General features: G+C 59.7%; 18 protein-coding genes and 2 tRNA genes. 4 read left to right on the top strand and 16 right to left on the bottom strand.

Annotated elements, in window-relative coordinates; all coding sequences use genetic code 11:
- The first annotated feature begins 170 nt into the window (after positions 1-170).
- On the top strand, positions 171-905 hold the full coding sequence (locus RO069_RS16045; protein WP_328188928.1) for a hypothetical protein: 735 nt from the start codon (positions 171-173) through the stop codon (positions 903-905).
- Between the two features lie 60 nt (positions 906-965).
- Here RO069_RS16045 and RO069_RS16050 read toward each other — a convergent pair whose 3' ends face one another.
- Positions 966-2,240, bottom strand: a complete 1,275-nt coding sequence (locus RO069_RS16050; protein ID WP_328188930.1) for an O-acetylhomoserine aminocarboxypropyltransferase/cysteine synthase family protein — start codon at positions 2,238-2,240, stop codon at positions 966-968.
- Positions 2,241-2,442: 202 nt separating this feature from the next.
- Between RO069_RS16050 and RO069_RS16055 the strand changes: the two genes are divergently transcribed.
- Positions 2,443-3,585, top strand: coding sequence for a C4-dicarboxylate TRAP transporter substrate-binding protein (locus tag RO069_RS16055; RefSeq protein ID WP_328188932.1), 1,143 nt, complete (start codon positions 2,443-2,445; stop codon positions 3,583-3,585).
- 46 nt (positions 3,586-3,631) lie between these two features.
- On the opposite strand, the gene RO069_RS16060 is transcribed toward RO069_RS16055, so the two are convergent.
- The gene (locus RO069_RS16060; RefSeq protein ID WP_328188933.1) at positions 3,632-4,057 is read right to left on the bottom strand and encodes a PACE efflux transporter; all 426 of its coding nucleotides are present in this window, start codon (positions 4,055-4,057) and stop codon (positions 3,632-3,634) included.
- A gap of 420 nt (positions 4,058-4,477) precedes the next feature.
- Between RO069_RS16060 and RO069_RS16065 the strand changes: the two genes are divergently transcribed.
- Positions 4,478-5,032, top strand: a complete 555-nt coding sequence (locus tag RO069_RS16065) for a TetR/AcrR family transcriptional regulator (RefSeq protein ID WP_328188935.1) — start codon at positions 4,478-4,480, stop codon at positions 5,030-5,032.
- Here the strand turns inward: RO069_RS16065 and RO069_RS16070 are convergent.
- The 3 genes from RO069_RS16070 to RO069_RS16080 all read right to left on the bottom strand — a co-directional run bounded on the left by RO069_RS16070 (position 5,011) and on the right by RO069_RS16080 (position 7,292).
- A complete protein-coding gene (locus tag RO069_RS16070) occupies positions 5,011-6,132 on the bottom strand; it encodes a DUF2855 family protein (protein WP_328188937.1) in 1,122 nt (373 codons plus the stop codon). The genes RO069_RS16065 and RO069_RS16070 overlap by 22 nt on opposite strands.
- A gap of 175 nt (positions 6,133-6,307) precedes the next feature.
- Positions 6,308-6,940 carry a flavin reductase family protein gene (locus RO069_RS16075; RefSeq protein ID WP_328188939.1) on the bottom strand — a complete coding sequence of 211 codons (633 nt, stop codon included), beginning with the start codon at positions 6,938-6,940 and terminating at the stop codon, positions 6,308-6,310.
- 211 nt (positions 6,941-7,151) lie between these two features.
- Positions 7,152-7,292, bottom strand: a complete 141-nt coding sequence (locus RO069_RS16080) for a DUF3096 domain-containing protein (RefSeq protein ID WP_328188940.1) — start codon at positions 7,290-7,292, stop codon at positions 7,152-7,154.
- Positions 7,293-7,511: 219 nt separating this feature from the next.
- Between RO069_RS16080 and RO069_RS16085 the strand changes: the two genes are divergently transcribed.
- The gene (locus tag RO069_RS16085; protein WP_328188942.1) at positions 7,512-7,901 is read left to right on the top strand and encodes a DUF4112 domain-containing protein; all 390 of its coding nucleotides are present in this window, start codon (positions 7,512-7,514) and stop codon (positions 7,899-7,901) included.
- 48 nt (positions 7,902-7,949) lie between these two features.
- On the opposite strand, the gene RO069_RS16090 is transcribed toward RO069_RS16085, so the two are convergent.
- From RO069_RS16090 to lolB, 11 genes are all read right to left on the bottom strand, one after another.
- The gene (locus RO069_RS16090; protein ID WP_328188943.1) at positions 7,950-8,468 is read right to left on the bottom strand and encodes a DUF4124 domain-containing protein; all 519 of its coding nucleotides are present in this window, start codon (positions 8,466-8,468) and stop codon (positions 7,950-7,952) included.
- 163 nt (positions 8,469-8,631) lie between these two features.
- Entirely contained in the window at positions 8,632-8,922 is a 291-nt protein-coding gene (locus RO069_RS16095; RefSeq protein ID WP_328188944.1) for a helix-turn-helix domain-containing protein, read from the bottom strand.
- Positions 8,919-9,242, bottom strand: a complete 324-nt coding sequence (locus RO069_RS16100) for a type II toxin-antitoxin system RelE/ParE family toxin (protein ID WP_328188945.1) — start codon at positions 9,240-9,242, stop codon at positions 8,919-8,921. Before RO069_RS16100 ends, RO069_RS16095 begins: the two co-directional genes overlap by 4 nt.
- 210 nt (positions 9,243-9,452) lie before the next feature.
- Positions 9,453-9,529: transfer RNA gene (locus tag RO069_RS16105), tRNA-Met, on the bottom strand.
- 93 nt (positions 9,530-9,622) lie between these two features.
- The gene (gene ychF, locus RO069_RS16110; protein WP_328188947.1) at positions 9,623-10,714 is read right to left on the bottom strand and encodes a redox-regulated ATPase YchF; all 1,092 of its coding nucleotides are present in this window, start codon (positions 10,712-10,714) and stop codon (positions 9,623-9,625) included.
- Between the two features lie 151 nt (positions 10,715-10,865).
- Positions 10,866-11,456, bottom strand: coding sequence for an aminoacyl-tRNA hydrolase (gene pth / locus RO069_RS16115; RefSeq protein ID WP_328188949.1), 591 nt, complete (start codon positions 11,454-11,456; stop codon positions 10,866-10,868).
- A gap of 69 nt (positions 11,457-11,525) precedes the next feature.
- Complete coding sequence (locus RO069_RS16120; RefSeq protein WP_328188951.1) at positions 11,526-12,173, bottom strand: 50S ribosomal protein L25/general stress protein Ctc; 648 nt, start codon at positions 12,171-12,173, stop codon at positions 11,526-11,528.
- Between the two features lie 170 nt (positions 12,174-12,343).
- A complete protein-coding gene (locus RO069_RS16125) occupies positions 12,344-13,294 on the bottom strand; it encodes a ribose-phosphate diphosphokinase (RefSeq protein WP_328188953.1) in 951 nt (316 codons plus the stop codon).
- Positions 13,295-13,346: 52 nt separating this feature from the next.
- Positions 13,347-13,421: transfer RNA gene (locus RO069_RS16130), tRNA-Gln, on the bottom strand.
- A gap of 22 nt (positions 13,422-13,443) precedes the next feature.
- Entirely contained in the window at positions 13,444-14,325 is an 882-nt protein-coding gene (ispE, locus tag RO069_RS16135; RefSeq protein WP_328188954.1) for a 4-(cytidine 5'-diphospho)-2-C-methyl-D-erythritol kinase, read from the bottom strand.
- Positions 14,315-14,956 carry a lipoprotein insertase outer membrane protein LolB gene (gene lolB, locus RO069_RS16140; RefSeq protein WP_328188956.1) on the bottom strand — a complete coding sequence of 214 codons (642 nt, stop codon included), beginning with the start codon at positions 14,954-14,956 and terminating at the stop codon, positions 14,315-14,317. Before lolB ends, ispE begins: the two co-directional genes overlap by 11 nt.
- Between the last annotated feature and the right edge of the window lie 5 nt (positions 14,957-14,961).

The raw sequence follows: 14,961 nt of genomic DNA on the forward strand, positions 1-14,961 counted from the left end.
TTGCCGGGTGGTGTGGGAGGGGCGGTGCCTTATGGCTCCCCCCTATCCCGATTAGTGGCCAATGGACTTGCCGGGGTTTCCGTGGTGCAATGCCGACCATCGTGGTTGGCGCTGACGGGCGTCAGGTTCGCCGACCCCATGGATGTTGTCTGTTTCGACGCCGGAGAGTTATGAAGTCCTGCCTGGTAGGCCTGTTATTGTTGCTGTCGGCATGCCTTGTATCCACGCCTGTGCTGTCTGCGGAATTCCGTGTAGCGGTGAGCGAGAACGCGTCGGACATCCTCCGCGTCGAGGACGGCGAACTTGAGGGGATTGCGGCACCCATCTACCAGTGCGTACTGGAGGGAACCGGGTTCGATTTCTCGCTTATCGAGTTGCCGCTGGCCCGCAGCCTGATGCATCTGGAGGATGGCGAGATCGCAGTGGCCCTGCCACTGGCCAGAGCGCCGGACCGGGACCGATACGGCGTCTTTGCCGGTAACCTGGTGGATGTTCGGTACCTGTTCCTTTCCTACCGGGAGCTGCCGGCGATTGCCGACACGGAGGGCCTGCTTTACGTGTTGCCCCGGGGCCACCTGGGGGGCCAGTTCGTTGATGATGCCCTGGCGAAACGGATTGATGTCAGTGCCTGGACGCAAGTGTTCACCATGCTGAAGCTGGGGCGTGGGGACTTCACCATCGTGCCCCAGGTGGTGCTGCCCGATATTCTCCGGGACGTGGATGTCCCCCTGTATACCCAGCCTGCCGGCTCCGTGCCCGCCTCCCTCTATGTTTCCCGGGCGTTTGACGGTACCGGGCTCCAGCAACGCCTTACCAGAAGCATTGTGGCCTGTCGGGAAGAATTCGAGGAGGAAATCCGGTTGAAGCAGCGCACCTCCGGTTATCCGGAGGAGGCTTTGCAATAACCGGCGTGTTCTCCGGGCAGGGGAAAGAGGGGCGAACCGCCCCCCGTTTCCGGTCAGCGATCAGCCGGCCGCCTGCAGCGCCTGGTCGATATCGGCAATGATATCGTCCACATGTTCGATGCCGATGGATAGCCGCACCAGGTCCTCACTCACCCCCGCACTGCGAAGTTCATCCGCATTGAGTTGCCGGTGGGTGGTGGTGGCCGGGTGGCAGGCGAGGGACTTGGCGTCGCCGATGTTCACCAGCCGGTAGATCAACTGTAGCGCGTCAATGAACTTCGCCCCCGCGTCGCGACCTCCCTGGATACCAAAGCTCAGGATGCCCGAGGCCCTGCCGCCACAGATCTTGTCGCAGGTTTTCTTATAGGGGCTGCCGGGTAGGGCGGCGTAGTTGACCCATTCCACCTTGGGGTGATCCTGCAGGTATTGGGCAACCTTCTCGGCATTCTCGCAGTGCCGCTCCATGCGCAGGGCCAGGGTTTCCAGGCCCTGCATAATCAGGAATGAATTGAATGGTGACAGGGCACTGCCGGTATTGCGCAGTGGCACTACCCGGCAGCGGCCGATGAACGCCGCTTCGCCAAGGGCTTCCGTGTAGACCACGCCGTGGTAGGAGGGATCAGGCTCGTTCAGCATGGGGAACTTGTCGGCACTGGCCTTCCAGTCGAACTTGCCGGAATCCACCACCACGCCGGCCACGGTGGTGCCATGGCCACCAATGTACTTGGTCAGGGAATGCACCACGATATCCGCACCATGCTCGAACGGGCGGCACAGGAAGGGGGTGGCCACGGTGTTGTCCACGATCAGCGGAATGCCGTGATCATGGGCGATGTTTGCCCAGGCCTCAATATCCACCACATTGCCTGCCGGGTTGCCGATGGACTCGCAGAACAGCGCCCGGGTGTTCTCGTCGATGGAGGCCCTTACCTTGTCGTAGTCATCATGGGCCACCATACGGCACTCAATCCCCTGATTGGGCAGGGAATGGGCAAACAGGTTGTAGGTGCCGCCATAGAGCTGGCTGGTGCTGACAATATTGTTGCCCACAGTACAGATGGTCTGCAGGGCATAGGTGGTGGCGGCCATGCCGGAAGCCACCGCCAGGGCACCAATGCCGCCCTCCAACTGGGCCATGCGTTCCTCCAGCACCCCGTTGGTGGGGTTCATGATGCGGGTGTAAATGTTGCCCTGCATCTTCAGGTCAAACAGGTCCGCACCATGCTGGGTGTCGTCAAAGGTATAGGACGTGGTCTGGTAGATGGGGGTGGTGGCCGCGTGGGTGGTGGGGTCGCCGCTGAAGCCTGCGTGCAGTGCCAGGGTTTCCGGTTTCATGTTAACGGACTCCTTTGTTGGTCTTGTTTGTGTCTGGATGTAGGTCGGATGGTGGGAAAGTATGGCACAGAAATGGACGGATGAAATGCGCCGCCAGCGGACACCGGTGCATCGTAGAACAAGTTGCCTTGCTCAAGTATAGTGCCCAATGAATTCGGGATTGTCCGGTTCAAACAAAAACAATGTCAGGAGTACCCCCAAAATGAAAAACACGTCCATTGGCGTGGGACTGGCCGTTCTGGGTCTGGTCTCACCGTTGTCCGCCCATGCCACTGATCTCAGGTTTGCCTCGGGTTATCCCCAGGGCAGCATCACCAGCGACGCCCTCGCTGTCTTTGAAAGCCGTCTGGATGAGTTGTCCGGTGGTGAGCTCGGTGCCCGGGTTTTCGAACTGTCATTGCTGAACCTGCGGGAGACACCGTCAGGCATCCGCGATGGCATGGCCGACATGGGTGTTGTGCTGACACCCTATTTCCCCAGCAATTTCGCCCACACCAACATGGTGGCGGAAGTGTCCATGTCCATCGAACTGACGGACGGCGGTTCCGACCAGGCAGGGCTCGTCTACACCGGCGCCATGTCCGAATTCATCTTCCTGAACTGCGAAGAGTGTCGTGACGAGTTCGCGGCCCAGAACCAGCTGTTCCTGGGCAGTGCCGCGACACCTCCCTATTCCCTGCTGTGCCGTGAGAAGGTGGGCAGCCTGGACGCCCTTGAAGGCAAGAACCTGCGTACTTCTGGCGCACAGTGGGCCAGGTGGGCGGAATCGGTGGGTGCCAACCCCATCACCATGTCCGTCAATGAAATCTACGAGGGCCTGAGCCAGGGCGTGGTGGACTGCTCGGTCCAGTCCACCTCCGAGCTGTCGGTGTTCAACCTGTTCGAAGTGGTGGACGACATTACCGTGAATTACCCGAGTGGCGTCTTCAGCGGGGTCGGCTCGGCCAACATTAACCTGGATACCTGGCGCTCGCTCTCAGAGGCCCAGCGCAAGGCCCTGCTGGAGGCCACGGCCATACTGTCGGCCGAGTTCAGTTGGGGCTATGAGCAGGGTGCCGTCGACAACGAGGAAACCGCCCGGAAGCAGGGCATCGGTATTACCCAGGCCACAGACGCCATGAACGCAGACAACCGCGAGTTCATCAGGGCCGACCTGGAAACCATTGCCCAGGGCTACTCCGAGCGCTACGGCATCGAAAACGCCGAGGCCCGGATCGAGACCTTCCGTGAGCTGCTCAGCAAATGGCGTGGGCTGATCGACGATGTCCAGAGCAGTGAGGAACTGGCGGACATCTACTGGAAGGAAGTGTTCTCCAAGGTCGATGCCGGCCAGTACGGTCTTTAAAGCAACAATGGCGGCGGCCATCCGGTGACGGATGGCCCCGTCAGTGTCAGCCGGTGGCCGGCTCCCGGTCCGGAAAGATGGTGTCGTAGGCCCAGGTAAAGACAAAGGCATACACCAGGTAGAAGATCACGAAGGCGATATCCACAATGAGCGCTTCAAGCAGGCCGATGTCCATCCACCAGGCGATGACGGGCAGGAATGCCAGCATCAGCCCCAGCTCGAAACTGATGGCATGGAGGAAGCGCATGCCCAGGGACTTCCGGGTGGACCCTGTCCAACGCTTCAGGCCGTGGTCGAACATCAGGTTGAACAGGTAGTTCCAGAAGGTCGCCATGGTGGCGCCAATCACGCCCAGCACACCGGTCTTGCCGGTATCGAAACCGAAGGCCGCGGCGGCCAGGGGTACGGATAGCAGCAGGCCGATCACCTCGAAGGAAATCGCCTGGCGGATTCTGTCTCTGGTGGTTCTCATGGTTGGGAAAAATCAGAAAACGGGCCGTCCCGCGTTCAGGTCCCGGTATGGGTGGGGTCGTCCCCAGTGACTGCTTAGGTTATCCAAGTTTACTGAGCAGGCTACCGGTCGTCCATCAGAGGGAACCACGATATCGGCCTGGAATTTTATCCCCGCCTCCCTTGACCATGATGGGTCCGGACCGGACATTGAGACATAGCCGAAGGCCAGCATGAGAGGCGTGTGGAGACGAAAATGTGTCAAAGAACTTGGATCCTGTTGAGGGTACGGCTAAGTTTGAAGCAAACGGCAAACGCCCATCGATTGCCTGCAACGTGGGGATAGAGCAGCTTGCAGAAAAAACCGGTTGTACACCTTCCTCGAAAACGTCCGCGACAGGACCGGGCCAGGTTCACCGTTCAGGTGATCTATGACGGCTTTGTGAGGATCTGGTGCAGGCAAGGGCCCCAGGCGGTCACCACACGGGCGATAGCAGAGGAAACGGGCTTTGCGGTAGGCACCATTTACGAATACTTCCCAAACACCACGGCGCTACTGTCGGGGTATGTCCGGCACTGTATCGAGTGGGATATTGAACGGCTCCGGACCAGGGACCAGCAGCTGTGCAATGCGCCCTGGACCGAGCGATTGTTTGACGTTGTGAGGGTAACGGCCGGGGCTGACCCGGAAGCCCCATACCTGGATCGCACCATGCTTCTGCAGGAAGGACAGATAGCCCTGGAAACCCATCACCGCCGGGCCTTCGAAAGACTGTCGGATACCTGGATTGAGATTGTATCTGGCTGGCCTGACCTGGCCAGCCCGCCCACCCCTGAAGTCATTCGAACCCTGTTCACCATGGTATGGGGGGCCCGACGCTATCGCCTGCTGGCCCAGGTGGAAGTCCGGGAGCTCGGCGACTGGCTCGACTCAACGTACGACATGTGCCTGAGCCTGATCGGAGGCCCCACCGATCAGGGCAGGACCACGATATGACCTTCATCGGGCCCCACCCTGTTGTGGCATAAACGCCCGATAACCTGCGCGGCTTCCTCCAGACCGCTGCTGAAGCACAGGCTCACCCAGGGGGCGTCCGGATTGCTCAGGGCCTGGATGAACTCCGCCTGCCTGGCGTCCATGGCCGTGAGTACGACACGACCACCCAGTTCCCTGACCCGCTTGCGGTAGTGAGGTGCGGCGAAGAAGAAGCGGGTCTTGTGATTGTTGTCGTCAATACTTTCATAATTGAATTCCAGGTTGGATGACGACCCTGCATAACAGTCGTGCACCAGGTTGTTGCCAAAGTGCTGGTGAATACGCTCTCGCAAGTGACTGTCGCCCGAGAAATCGATGTAGAGGGTGGGGCTGTCGGCATCGATCGACGACAATTCGTCATAGGTGGCGACTGACGGGTAGCAATCCAGTCTTTCGACAAAGTCCCGGTTTCTGTCCGAGGTCAGTCCGATGATCCGGGCATCGGTATTTCCCTGGATGCAGAACGCCGAGCCGAACGCCGTTTTGCTGGAGGCGCTGGAAATGACCACCTGACGGGCGCCGAAAAAGTCGTTGTCCATCAGGTAGTCTGAAAGCATGTACGAGGTGAGGAACAGCGGGCGCAGCAGAATCCGGTAATCGCTTTCCGGAGCGCTGGTATCGGTGTCACCACAGTTGGTGTAGTAGTTGTACGCTGCCGGCAGACCCTGTCGATGGTCCGATACGTCGACAAAGCCCCGCGGGGTCACCTTGTCGATGACGAGCTTCAGGTGCGTGGCCATCGGATAGTATCCAAAGTACCGGTCCCCCACCTGGACGCCATCGGTTGCCGAGGCAATGACGCGGCCGATACCCCATACGGGCATGTGCCCCCAGTCATCCTGGCCTGTGGGGAAGAACTTCCAGTACTCCATGGCATCACCGAAAGCCGCATAGGTAATGTTGTTTGTGGTCAGGCCAAAGCGCTCAAGTCTGATGATGGCTTCACCCTCGCTTAACTCCGCCTCCATTTGACCGTCCTCGATCCGGCTCTCATGCAGTTGTTCCTTGTGGGTAAGCAACCGTTGAAAGGTCATGGTTTCTGATGGGGTTTGGGAAGTCATGGTCGCAAGCTCTCTTCAACAATGGACGAGAAGCTATGGTAGCAACGGGCGCCGGCGGGATGGTTCAGGTTTGCAAGTCCCTGAATGGCGCGGCCGGGCGCCCGATTCTCCGGGCAGAGAGAGGGGCGTGTTCAGGTTTGGTCAAGGCGCGATGGTGGCTTTTTCGGGTATCCGCTCAAGACTGGGGTGGCTTGGGCCGATGCATCTGGAACTTCTGGCCCGCGCCCACGGTAAAGTAGTCCGCCGGACCGCCACCGCGAAGTACCGGCTCCGCCGCGGCGGTATCGTAGATGCCGTCCCGGATGAGATGCCGGGCGATATGCACGCCAACCACTTCGCCGAACACTATCCAGGTATCCACTTTTTGCCCGTTGGCGCCCGCAAGCTGGAGCACCTGGGACGTGCGGCATTCCAGGGCCACCGGACTCTCCGCCACATGGGGAACGGCAATCACCTGGGAAGGCTTTGGTGTCAGGCCGCCCAGGGTGAATTCATCCACCTCCGGCCCCACCTGGGCACAGGTCTCATTCATGGCTTCACTGAGGGAGCGGGTCACCAGGTTCCAGCAGAACTCACCGGTTTCCCGGGCATTCCGCACCGAATCCTTGTAGCCGATACTGGAAAAGCCGACGATGGGCGGATGGTAGTTGAAGGCATTGAAGAAGCTGTAGGGGGCCAGGTTCAGCACACCATTGCTGTCCCGGGATGAGATCCACCCGATGGGGCGTGGCGCCACCAGGGCACTGAAAGGATCATGGGCCAGGCCGTGTCCCTGGGCCGGCTCGTAGAAATGGATATTCTCATTCATAAAGCGCACCTGAATGTGACGGGAAACTCTGTAAATATTCGATAGCCGGACCAATCCCGATCAACGAGCCATATGCTCCCTCTCCCCAGCGAGGGAGAGGGTCGGGGAGAGGGGGAGCGCCCGCCGGGCGCCTGAGAGCATAATAGGAGACTTGGCCCTTACTCCTTGGATCAGCAGCAGAACGACAGCCCGGTCGGGCAAAATCAACCGCTCAGATATGACCGAGCAACCCAAGCACACCAAAGATAATCAGGTACCCCGCCACAATGTAATTCAGCAGGCGAGGGAAGACCAGGATGCCAATGCCGGCGGCAAGACTGATCAGGGGCGCAAGTTCCAGGTGAAGTGTCATAGCGTTTGAGTCCTGTTGTGGTGGGCCGGGGTCTGCACTTGATCTCGCAATGCACGCCGGGCCAGGGTAACGGAGAATCCGAAAAGCTCCGCTATAGCCTAGCAAAACCATCGACTATGGACAGTCGGGCTGGAAACGGTCGTTCCTTACTGGCCATAATCCAGAAATCGTCCATGATATCCGGGCACCATCGGACAAGGCAGGCCATCCAGGAGAACCATGACCTCATCAGACGAAAGCCAGATCACAGACAGGCAGCACGAGGCCACCCTGAGGCGGCTGGAGCGCTTCAGCACGGTCATGGACAGCGCCGTCCGTATCCCGTTCACCCGCATCAACGTCGGGGTAGAGGCCGTGATCGGGCTGATCCCGGTAATCGGCGACGCCGCCGGCCTGCTGCTCTCCGGCTATGTCCTCACGGAAGCCCACCGCGTGGGCGCCAGCCGTCGGGTGAAGGCCCATATGGTCAAGAACATCGCGATCGACGCGGTGGTTGGTAGCGTCCCATTGCTGGGGGATGCGTTTGATGTGTTCTACAAGGCCAATATCCGTAATACCCGGTTGCTTCGGGAGGAGTTGGAGCGGGATGTTGGTGTAGGCCGCGACTGACGAGATCCCGATCAGACCTTTCCCCCTCACCGGTCGTGCGATTGCCGTCTAGTAATCAGACTCCCTGGGACGAGGCACGACCGGGCACACATCAAAGGCCTCGGCCTTTGTGCTGCCGTTTGCGTTTTTATAGGGCGCAAAACAGTCATGGGCTCTTTGGTAGCGTTCCATGGCCTGCTCATACCGGGCCTCCCGCTCCGCTGGTGTGGCGTTTTCCGGTAGAGGGGGCAGGGGTGGGAGCTTAAGCTTGCCGGTGGTGTTTGAGGTTAGCCGTTCTTCCTCGGGTTCCGTAGGCTCCGCCTCGCGGCTCTTGTTGCCCTCGGCGGTGCTCTCAGCGGCTTCATGGATACTGTCTGCTATCGCTTCCGCTGCTTCCCTGTCGGCCTGGCTCGGGGCCGTGCCAGAGAGTTCCACGGAGTCAGCCTTGTCCCTCAGATGGGCCGGGACTTCATCGCTGAAGTGGACGTTTCCATCCTCGTCGGTCCACTGATAGATCTGTGCGGTTGCCTGAGAGGTGATGAGAAGGGCGGTAACAGCCAAAGCTCCACAGGGTATCCAGACATTCATGGCATCATCCTTGATTGCTTCTGAAGGGTTAACGATGTTGCTGCCGGGGCCGATAGATCGCGGCCCGCAGGTACGACTATTTTTAGCGCATGTTGGGATTGGTTACAAATCGAACTGGGATGGCTATTGCCGCCATGACTGCCAATGAAAGGGACAGCCGCCCTCACGCTGAAGTGCGACTGTCTTCGATGGCTTCCAGTTTCACACGAAAACCACAGGCAGCCGCATATCGGTTGAGGGTTTCCCAACTTGGGTTCCCTCTGCCACGCTCAAGCCTGGAAATGTTGCTCTTGTTGGTTCCAAGCTTCCTGGCAAGGTCTTCCTGGGTAAGGCCCGCCTTCGTTCTCATGGTGAGCAACTGATCGATCAGGCTGAACTCGTCCTGGAGGGCGTCGTACTCTTCGCGGACCCTGGGATTCTCCAGTGCCTTCTGTTTGAACTCTTTAAAATTCATGGCCTCTTGACCTCCTTCAACCGCTCTCTGGCAAGTTCCAGGTCTTTCCTGGGGATCTTCTGATCCTTCTTCACGAATACGTGCAAAATTACGATTCGTTGGCCCTGCATGTAGCAGAAGATTCCTCTTCCGATTCCTTCCTTTGCCTTGGCACGGATCTCAAAGAGTTCATCGCCCAGCGACTTCGTGTGTGGCTCTCCAAGGTTGGCGCCGTGCTTTTCCATTAGTTCCATGAGGCGAATGATCCTCGCCTGAATTTTGGGTGGCATCTCCGCCAGTTCCTTGTCTACCTTCCCGTAGAATTCAATTTCCCAATCCATTGGAACTCCTTTACGTTTTCTCTGTTATCATATCTGATAACAATGAGGGTGGGAAAGGCCTTGATGGAATAAACAAGATTCCGGTTATCTTGGTTTTGAGGAGGTATTGGAAGGAGTGGTGCTCTGGTCAAACCGCCTTCGTCGGTTCGACTCGTTATCAGCCAGAATGAAAAAAGGGCCCACGCTTGCGCGAGGACCCTTTCTTAATTCTGGTAGCAAGGGGCGGAGTCGAACCGCCGACCCCGGCATTATGAGTGCCGTGCTCTAACCAACTGAGCTACCTTGCCATTTCGGTTGGGAATACGCCCCAAACGAGGCGCGTATTTTCAGTATTTGCGCCTGTTCTGTCAAGGCTTCCGGGGGAAGTTTTTTCCCGGAAGTTACACGTTAAAACGGAAGTGGATGACGTCGCCGTCCTGGACGATGTATTCCTTGCCTTCCAGTCGCCATTTGCCGGCGTCCTTGGCGCCCAGTTCGCCGTTGTACTGGACGTAGTCCTCGTAGCTGACGATCTCCGCGCGGATGAAGCCCCGCTCGAAGTCGGTGTGGATCACGCCGGCGGCCTGGGGAGCGGTAGCGCCGATGCGCACGGTCCAGGCGCGGACTTCCTTTTCACCGGCGGTGAAGTAGGTCTGCAGGCCCAGCAGCTTGTAGCCGGCGCGGATGACCCGGTCCAGGCCCGGCTCTTCCATGCCCATCTCGTCCAGGAACATGGACTTCTCGTCGTCTTCCAGCTCGGCGATCTCGGCTTCGATCTTGTTGCAGATGGGCACCACCACCGCGTTCTCTTCGGCGGCGATCGACATTACCTTGTCCAGGTGCGGGTTGTTCTCGAAGCCGTCCTCGCTGACGTTGGCGATGTACATGGTGGGCTTGACGGTGAGCAGGCACAGCTCTCGGATCAGCGCCATCTGGTCGTTGTCCAGGTTCATGCTGCGCACCGGCTTGCCTTCGTTGAGTACCGGCAGCAGTTGCTCGAACATTTCGAGCTGGGCCTTGGCCTGCTTGTCGCCGCTCTTGGCGACGCGCTGGACCCGTTTGATGGCTTTCTCAACGGTGTCCAGGTCCGCCAGGGCCAGTTCGGTATTGATGATCTCGATGTCGGACGCCGGGTCGATCTTGTTGGCCACGTGGATGACGTTCTCGTCCTCGAAACAGCGCACCACGTGGGCAATGGCGTCGGTCTGGCGGATGTTGGCCAGGAACTGGTTACCCAGGCCTTCGCCCTTGGAGGCACCTTCCACCAGGCCGGCAATGTCGACGAATTCCATGGTGGTGGGAATCACTTTCTGGGGCTTTACGATCTCCGCCAGCTTGTTCAGGCGGGGGTCCGGCATGGGCACCACACCGGCGTTGGGCTCGATGGTGCAGAACGGGAAGTTCTCGGCGCCGATTTCCGCCTTGGTCAGTGCGTTGAAGAGTGTCGATTTGCCGACGTTGGGCAGGCCGACAATGCCGCAATTGAATCCCATGGAATGCCTCTGGTGTAATGGCGGGGCCTGGCCAGAATCCGCGCCGATGGTCAGACGGGTATGGGGCCAGGGAGCCCTGAAAATTTGGGCGAATTATACCGGTGTAACGGGTGTGGTGCGAGTAAGGGGTTGTATGGGGCCGGAGCCGGGATCAGGCGGTCGGCCTGAAGCTGTGCAGCCGGTTCATGGCGGCAGGGAGTTTGCCGTTGGCGGCATCCGGCAGTACGCGGATGATTTCATCGATAACGGCGTTCAGTTCCTCGGTTTCCCGCTTGCCCAGGCGGCCCAGTACGTAACCGGTGACCTGGCGGCTGTCGCCGGGGTGGCCGATGCCGATTCGCAGGCGCTGGAAGTTGTTGGTGCCCAGGTGGGCGATGGTGTCCCGCAGGCCGTTGTGACCGCCGTGGCCGCCGCCTTTCTTGAGCTTGGCGGTACCGGGGGGCAGGTCCAGTTCGTCGTGGGCGACGAGGATCTGTTCCGGGGCGATCTTGAAGAAATCCGCCAGGGCCTTGATGGACAGGCCGCTGCGATTCATGAAGGTAGAGGGATTTAACAGGTGCAGGTCCAGGCCCTGCCATTGGAGGCGGGCGTAGAGTCCGTGGTACTTCTTTTCGGGGCGGAGCGTCTGGCCCGCTTCACGGGCCAGCGCTTCGACGAACAGGGCGCCGGCGTTATGGCGGGTATTTTCGTAGTCGGGGCCGGGATTACCGAGACCCACCACCATGATAATGTCCTGTGCCATAAGCGCCTGCTCCCCAAGGATCCCGTCTGGTCAATTCGCGAATCGATCAGACGGGACACCAGACAGGGATTACTCCTTGTCTTCGCCGGCTTCCTCGCCGCCTTCTTCGCCTTCGTCGTCAACCTTGGCGCCACGGGGCAGGTGTACGGACGCAACCGCCTGGTCGTAGTCCTCACCGTGCTGCAGGGCAGCGGAGCGAACGCCTTTCGGCATCTTCAGGTCGCTCAGGTGGATGGTCTGATCCAGTTCCATGTCCATCACGTCGATTTCGATGAACTCGGGCAGGTCCTGGGGCAGACAGATCACTTCCACTTCGTTCAGCTGGTGGGAGATGATACCGCCTTGCAGCTTGACCACCGGTGCCTTGTCTTCGTTCAGGAAGTGCAGCGGTACGTTGACGTGGATCTCGTGGTCCTTGTCGACGCGCTGGAAGTCAGCGTGGGTCAGGATCGGCTTGTACGGGTGACGCTGCAGATCCTTCAGGATGACGCTTTCTTTCTTGCCCTGAAGATCGATGGTCAGGATGTGGGAGAAGAAGGCCTCGTTTTCCAGGTCTTTCTTCAGCTCGTTGTGCCAGATGGCGATGGGCGTAGCTTCCTTGTTGCCACCGTAGATGATGGCAGGAATTTTACGCTCCTCGCGACGCAGGCGGCGGCTCGCACCTTTCCCCTGGTCATCGCGAGGAAATGCTTCGATCACGAAATCCTTCTTGGACATGGTCATTACCTCGTTCGATCATCCGCCGGGCCCGCGACCAGGCTTTGCGGCGGTGATGTCAGTGAAGCCGGATTTGTTCCGGCGCTTAAAGCAGAACTGGAGCCCCGTCAGACAGGGCTCCAGTTCCGGATACGTCAGATGTTCTCTGTGCGTCTGGCGTTACGACTGGCTCAGACGTTCTCGAACATGGCGCTGATGGACTCTTCGTTGCTCACGCGACGAATGGACTCTGCCAGCAGGCCTGCCATTCCGAGGGGGCGGATTCTATCACAATTCTTCGCCTTGTCACCCAGCGGGATGGTGTCACAAACCACTAGTTCGTCCAGTTGCGAGGCATTGATGTTGTCAATGGCCGGGCCGGACAGCACCGGGTGGGTGATGTAGGCGACCACCCGGGAGGCACCGTGCTCCTTGAGGGCGTTGGCGGCCTTGCACAGGGTGCCGGCGGTGTCGACGATGTCGTCCACCAGGATGCAGGTCTTGTCTTTCACATCACCGATGATGTGCATGACCTGGGAAACATTGGCCTTGGGGCGACGTTTGTCGATGATGGCCAGGTCGGCATCGTCCAGGCGCTTGGCAACGGCCCGGGCGCGAACCACGCCGCCCACGTCCGGCGATACCACGATAAAGTTGTCGAAACGCTGCTTCTCGATGTCCTCAAGCATGACCGGGGTGGCGTAGATGTTGTCCACCGGGATGTCGAAGAAGCCCTGGATCTGGTCGGCGTGCAGGTCAACGGTCAGTACCCGGTCTACTCCAATGGAGGAGATCATGTCCGCCACGACCTTCGCGCTGATCGCCACCCGCGTGGAGCGTACCCGGCGATCCTGGCGTGCATACCCGTAATAGGGGATAACCGCGGTGATACGCGTGGCGGAAGCGCGGCGCAGGGCGTCGGCCATCACGATCAGTTCCATCAGGTTATCGTTGGTGGGGTAGCAGGTGGGCTGGATGATGAAGACGTCGTGGCCACGCACGTTCTCGTTGATCTCGACGGTGGTCTCACCGTCACTGAAGCGGCCTACGTTAGCCTGTCCCATGGGAATATGAAGTTTCTGGGCAATCGCCTTGGCCAGATCGGGGTTGGCGTTGCCGGCGAAAATCATCAACTTGGACACGGCGGTATCCTTCTGTAACTCAGCGTTGGATTCAGAGGACGAGGAAGAAAGGTGGCTGGGGTGGCAGGATTCGAACCTGCGCATGACGGGATCAAAACCCGTTGCCTTACCACTTGGCGACACCCCAGTATCGTGCTGCTCTTTCGGCATCATGTCAGCTCTGTCAGCTTTTGGTGAAGAGGTGAATGGTTCACCCCTCTAGCTACGAACCCCGTGATGCCGGTGGGTTTTTTAGCCCAAACAGTCCGGGCTTCAGCTTCTGTTGGGAAACGTCCAAAGATGCAAGCCCCGGTTCCGGTTAATCTTGCGGGTCCGAATGTGCTCAGCCAGTCCAGGCCTTTTTTTACCTCTGGATACAGTTGCTTAACTACATCCTCACAATCGTTTCGGTACCCTGAGGCGTCTCCCTCAAAAGCGGGCGCTATTGTGATTCGAGGGGTATTTCTTGTCAAGCCTGGATTCGAAAAAATTTCCCCGGTGCTGATCTCAACGTCCGGTTTTAATACAACAAACCAGTCTTCCGGTGGCGAGGCGGGGGTGAGCTCTTCCCCTATGCCTTCACCGAGCGCCGCCTTGCCACGGACGAATACCGGTACATCCGCCCCCAGGGTCAGCCCCAGTTCCGCCAGCCGGTCTTCCGACCACCCGGTCTGCCACAGGTGGTTCAGGCCGATCAGGGTGGTGGCGGCATTGGAGCTGCCGCCGCCCAGGCCGCCCCCCATGGGCAGTTGCTTGTCCAGAGTGATGTCCACGCCAAGGGGAGTGCCCGACGCTTCCCGCAGGCGTTCAGCGGCGCGGACGATCAGGTTCTGGTCCCGGGGGACCCCTTCGATACCCGGTTGCAGGTTGATGGCGCCGTCGTCCCGCAGCTTGAAGGTGAGGGTGTCGCCGTAATCCAGGAACTGGAACAGGGTCTGCAGCTCATGGTAGCCGTCGTCCCGGCGACCGGTGATGTGCAGGAACAGGTTGAGCTTGGCCGGCGAGGGCAGGGTGAGGTGCTCCATACGCGGGTCCGCTTCTTTACTGGCCATCACGGTCGGCTTGCCAGGAGGACACCACCAGGCGAACCAGTTTCTCGCCCTTGCGGGCGGTCAGGCGGGCCGGCAGTGTTGGCTGGTCACTGACAAAGTCGCGCCAGCGTTCGTAGCGAATGGTCCAGCCCCGTTGTTCAAGCTGGGCCAGATCGCCCTGGGGGTCGAATGCCATGCGGAAGTCGCCCTCCGGTGCCGGCAGGCCCCGCACCCACCACACCAGGGCGTCGATAGGCAGCTCCCAGCCGGTGGCGGCGTAGATTAGGCCCTGGGGGTCGCTGGAGGAATAGGTCTCGCCATCGGGCAGTTCCATCTGGATAAACCCCGGTGAGCCTTCCAGCCGGGTGCTGCCCATGCCCAGGAAACTGGAGGACAGGGACAGCTCATAGTGTTCATTGTCCTGTACCCACCGGTTGATCACGGCGGAGGCGCTGTCCTCGGGCTGGCGGACGGCGAGCTTGCCCGTCAGTTGCCACTGGTTGAATGCCTGCAGGCTGTCCTGGCGCTGGGCCCAGTCCGCCGGTGGCTGTTCGGTGAGGCCCTCCGGCAGCGGTTCCTGTTGAACGGTGGCGCAGGCCCCCAGGCCCAGGGTAAGTGCCAGTACGAGGAAGGGCTTCCGGCAGGTTGTCATGGGTG

The sequence above is a fragment of the Marinobacter sp. OP 3.4 genome, from assembly GCF_036224885.1.
Lineage (GTDB): Bacteria > Pseudomonadota > Gammaproteobacteria > Pseudomonadales > Oleiphilaceae > Marinobacter.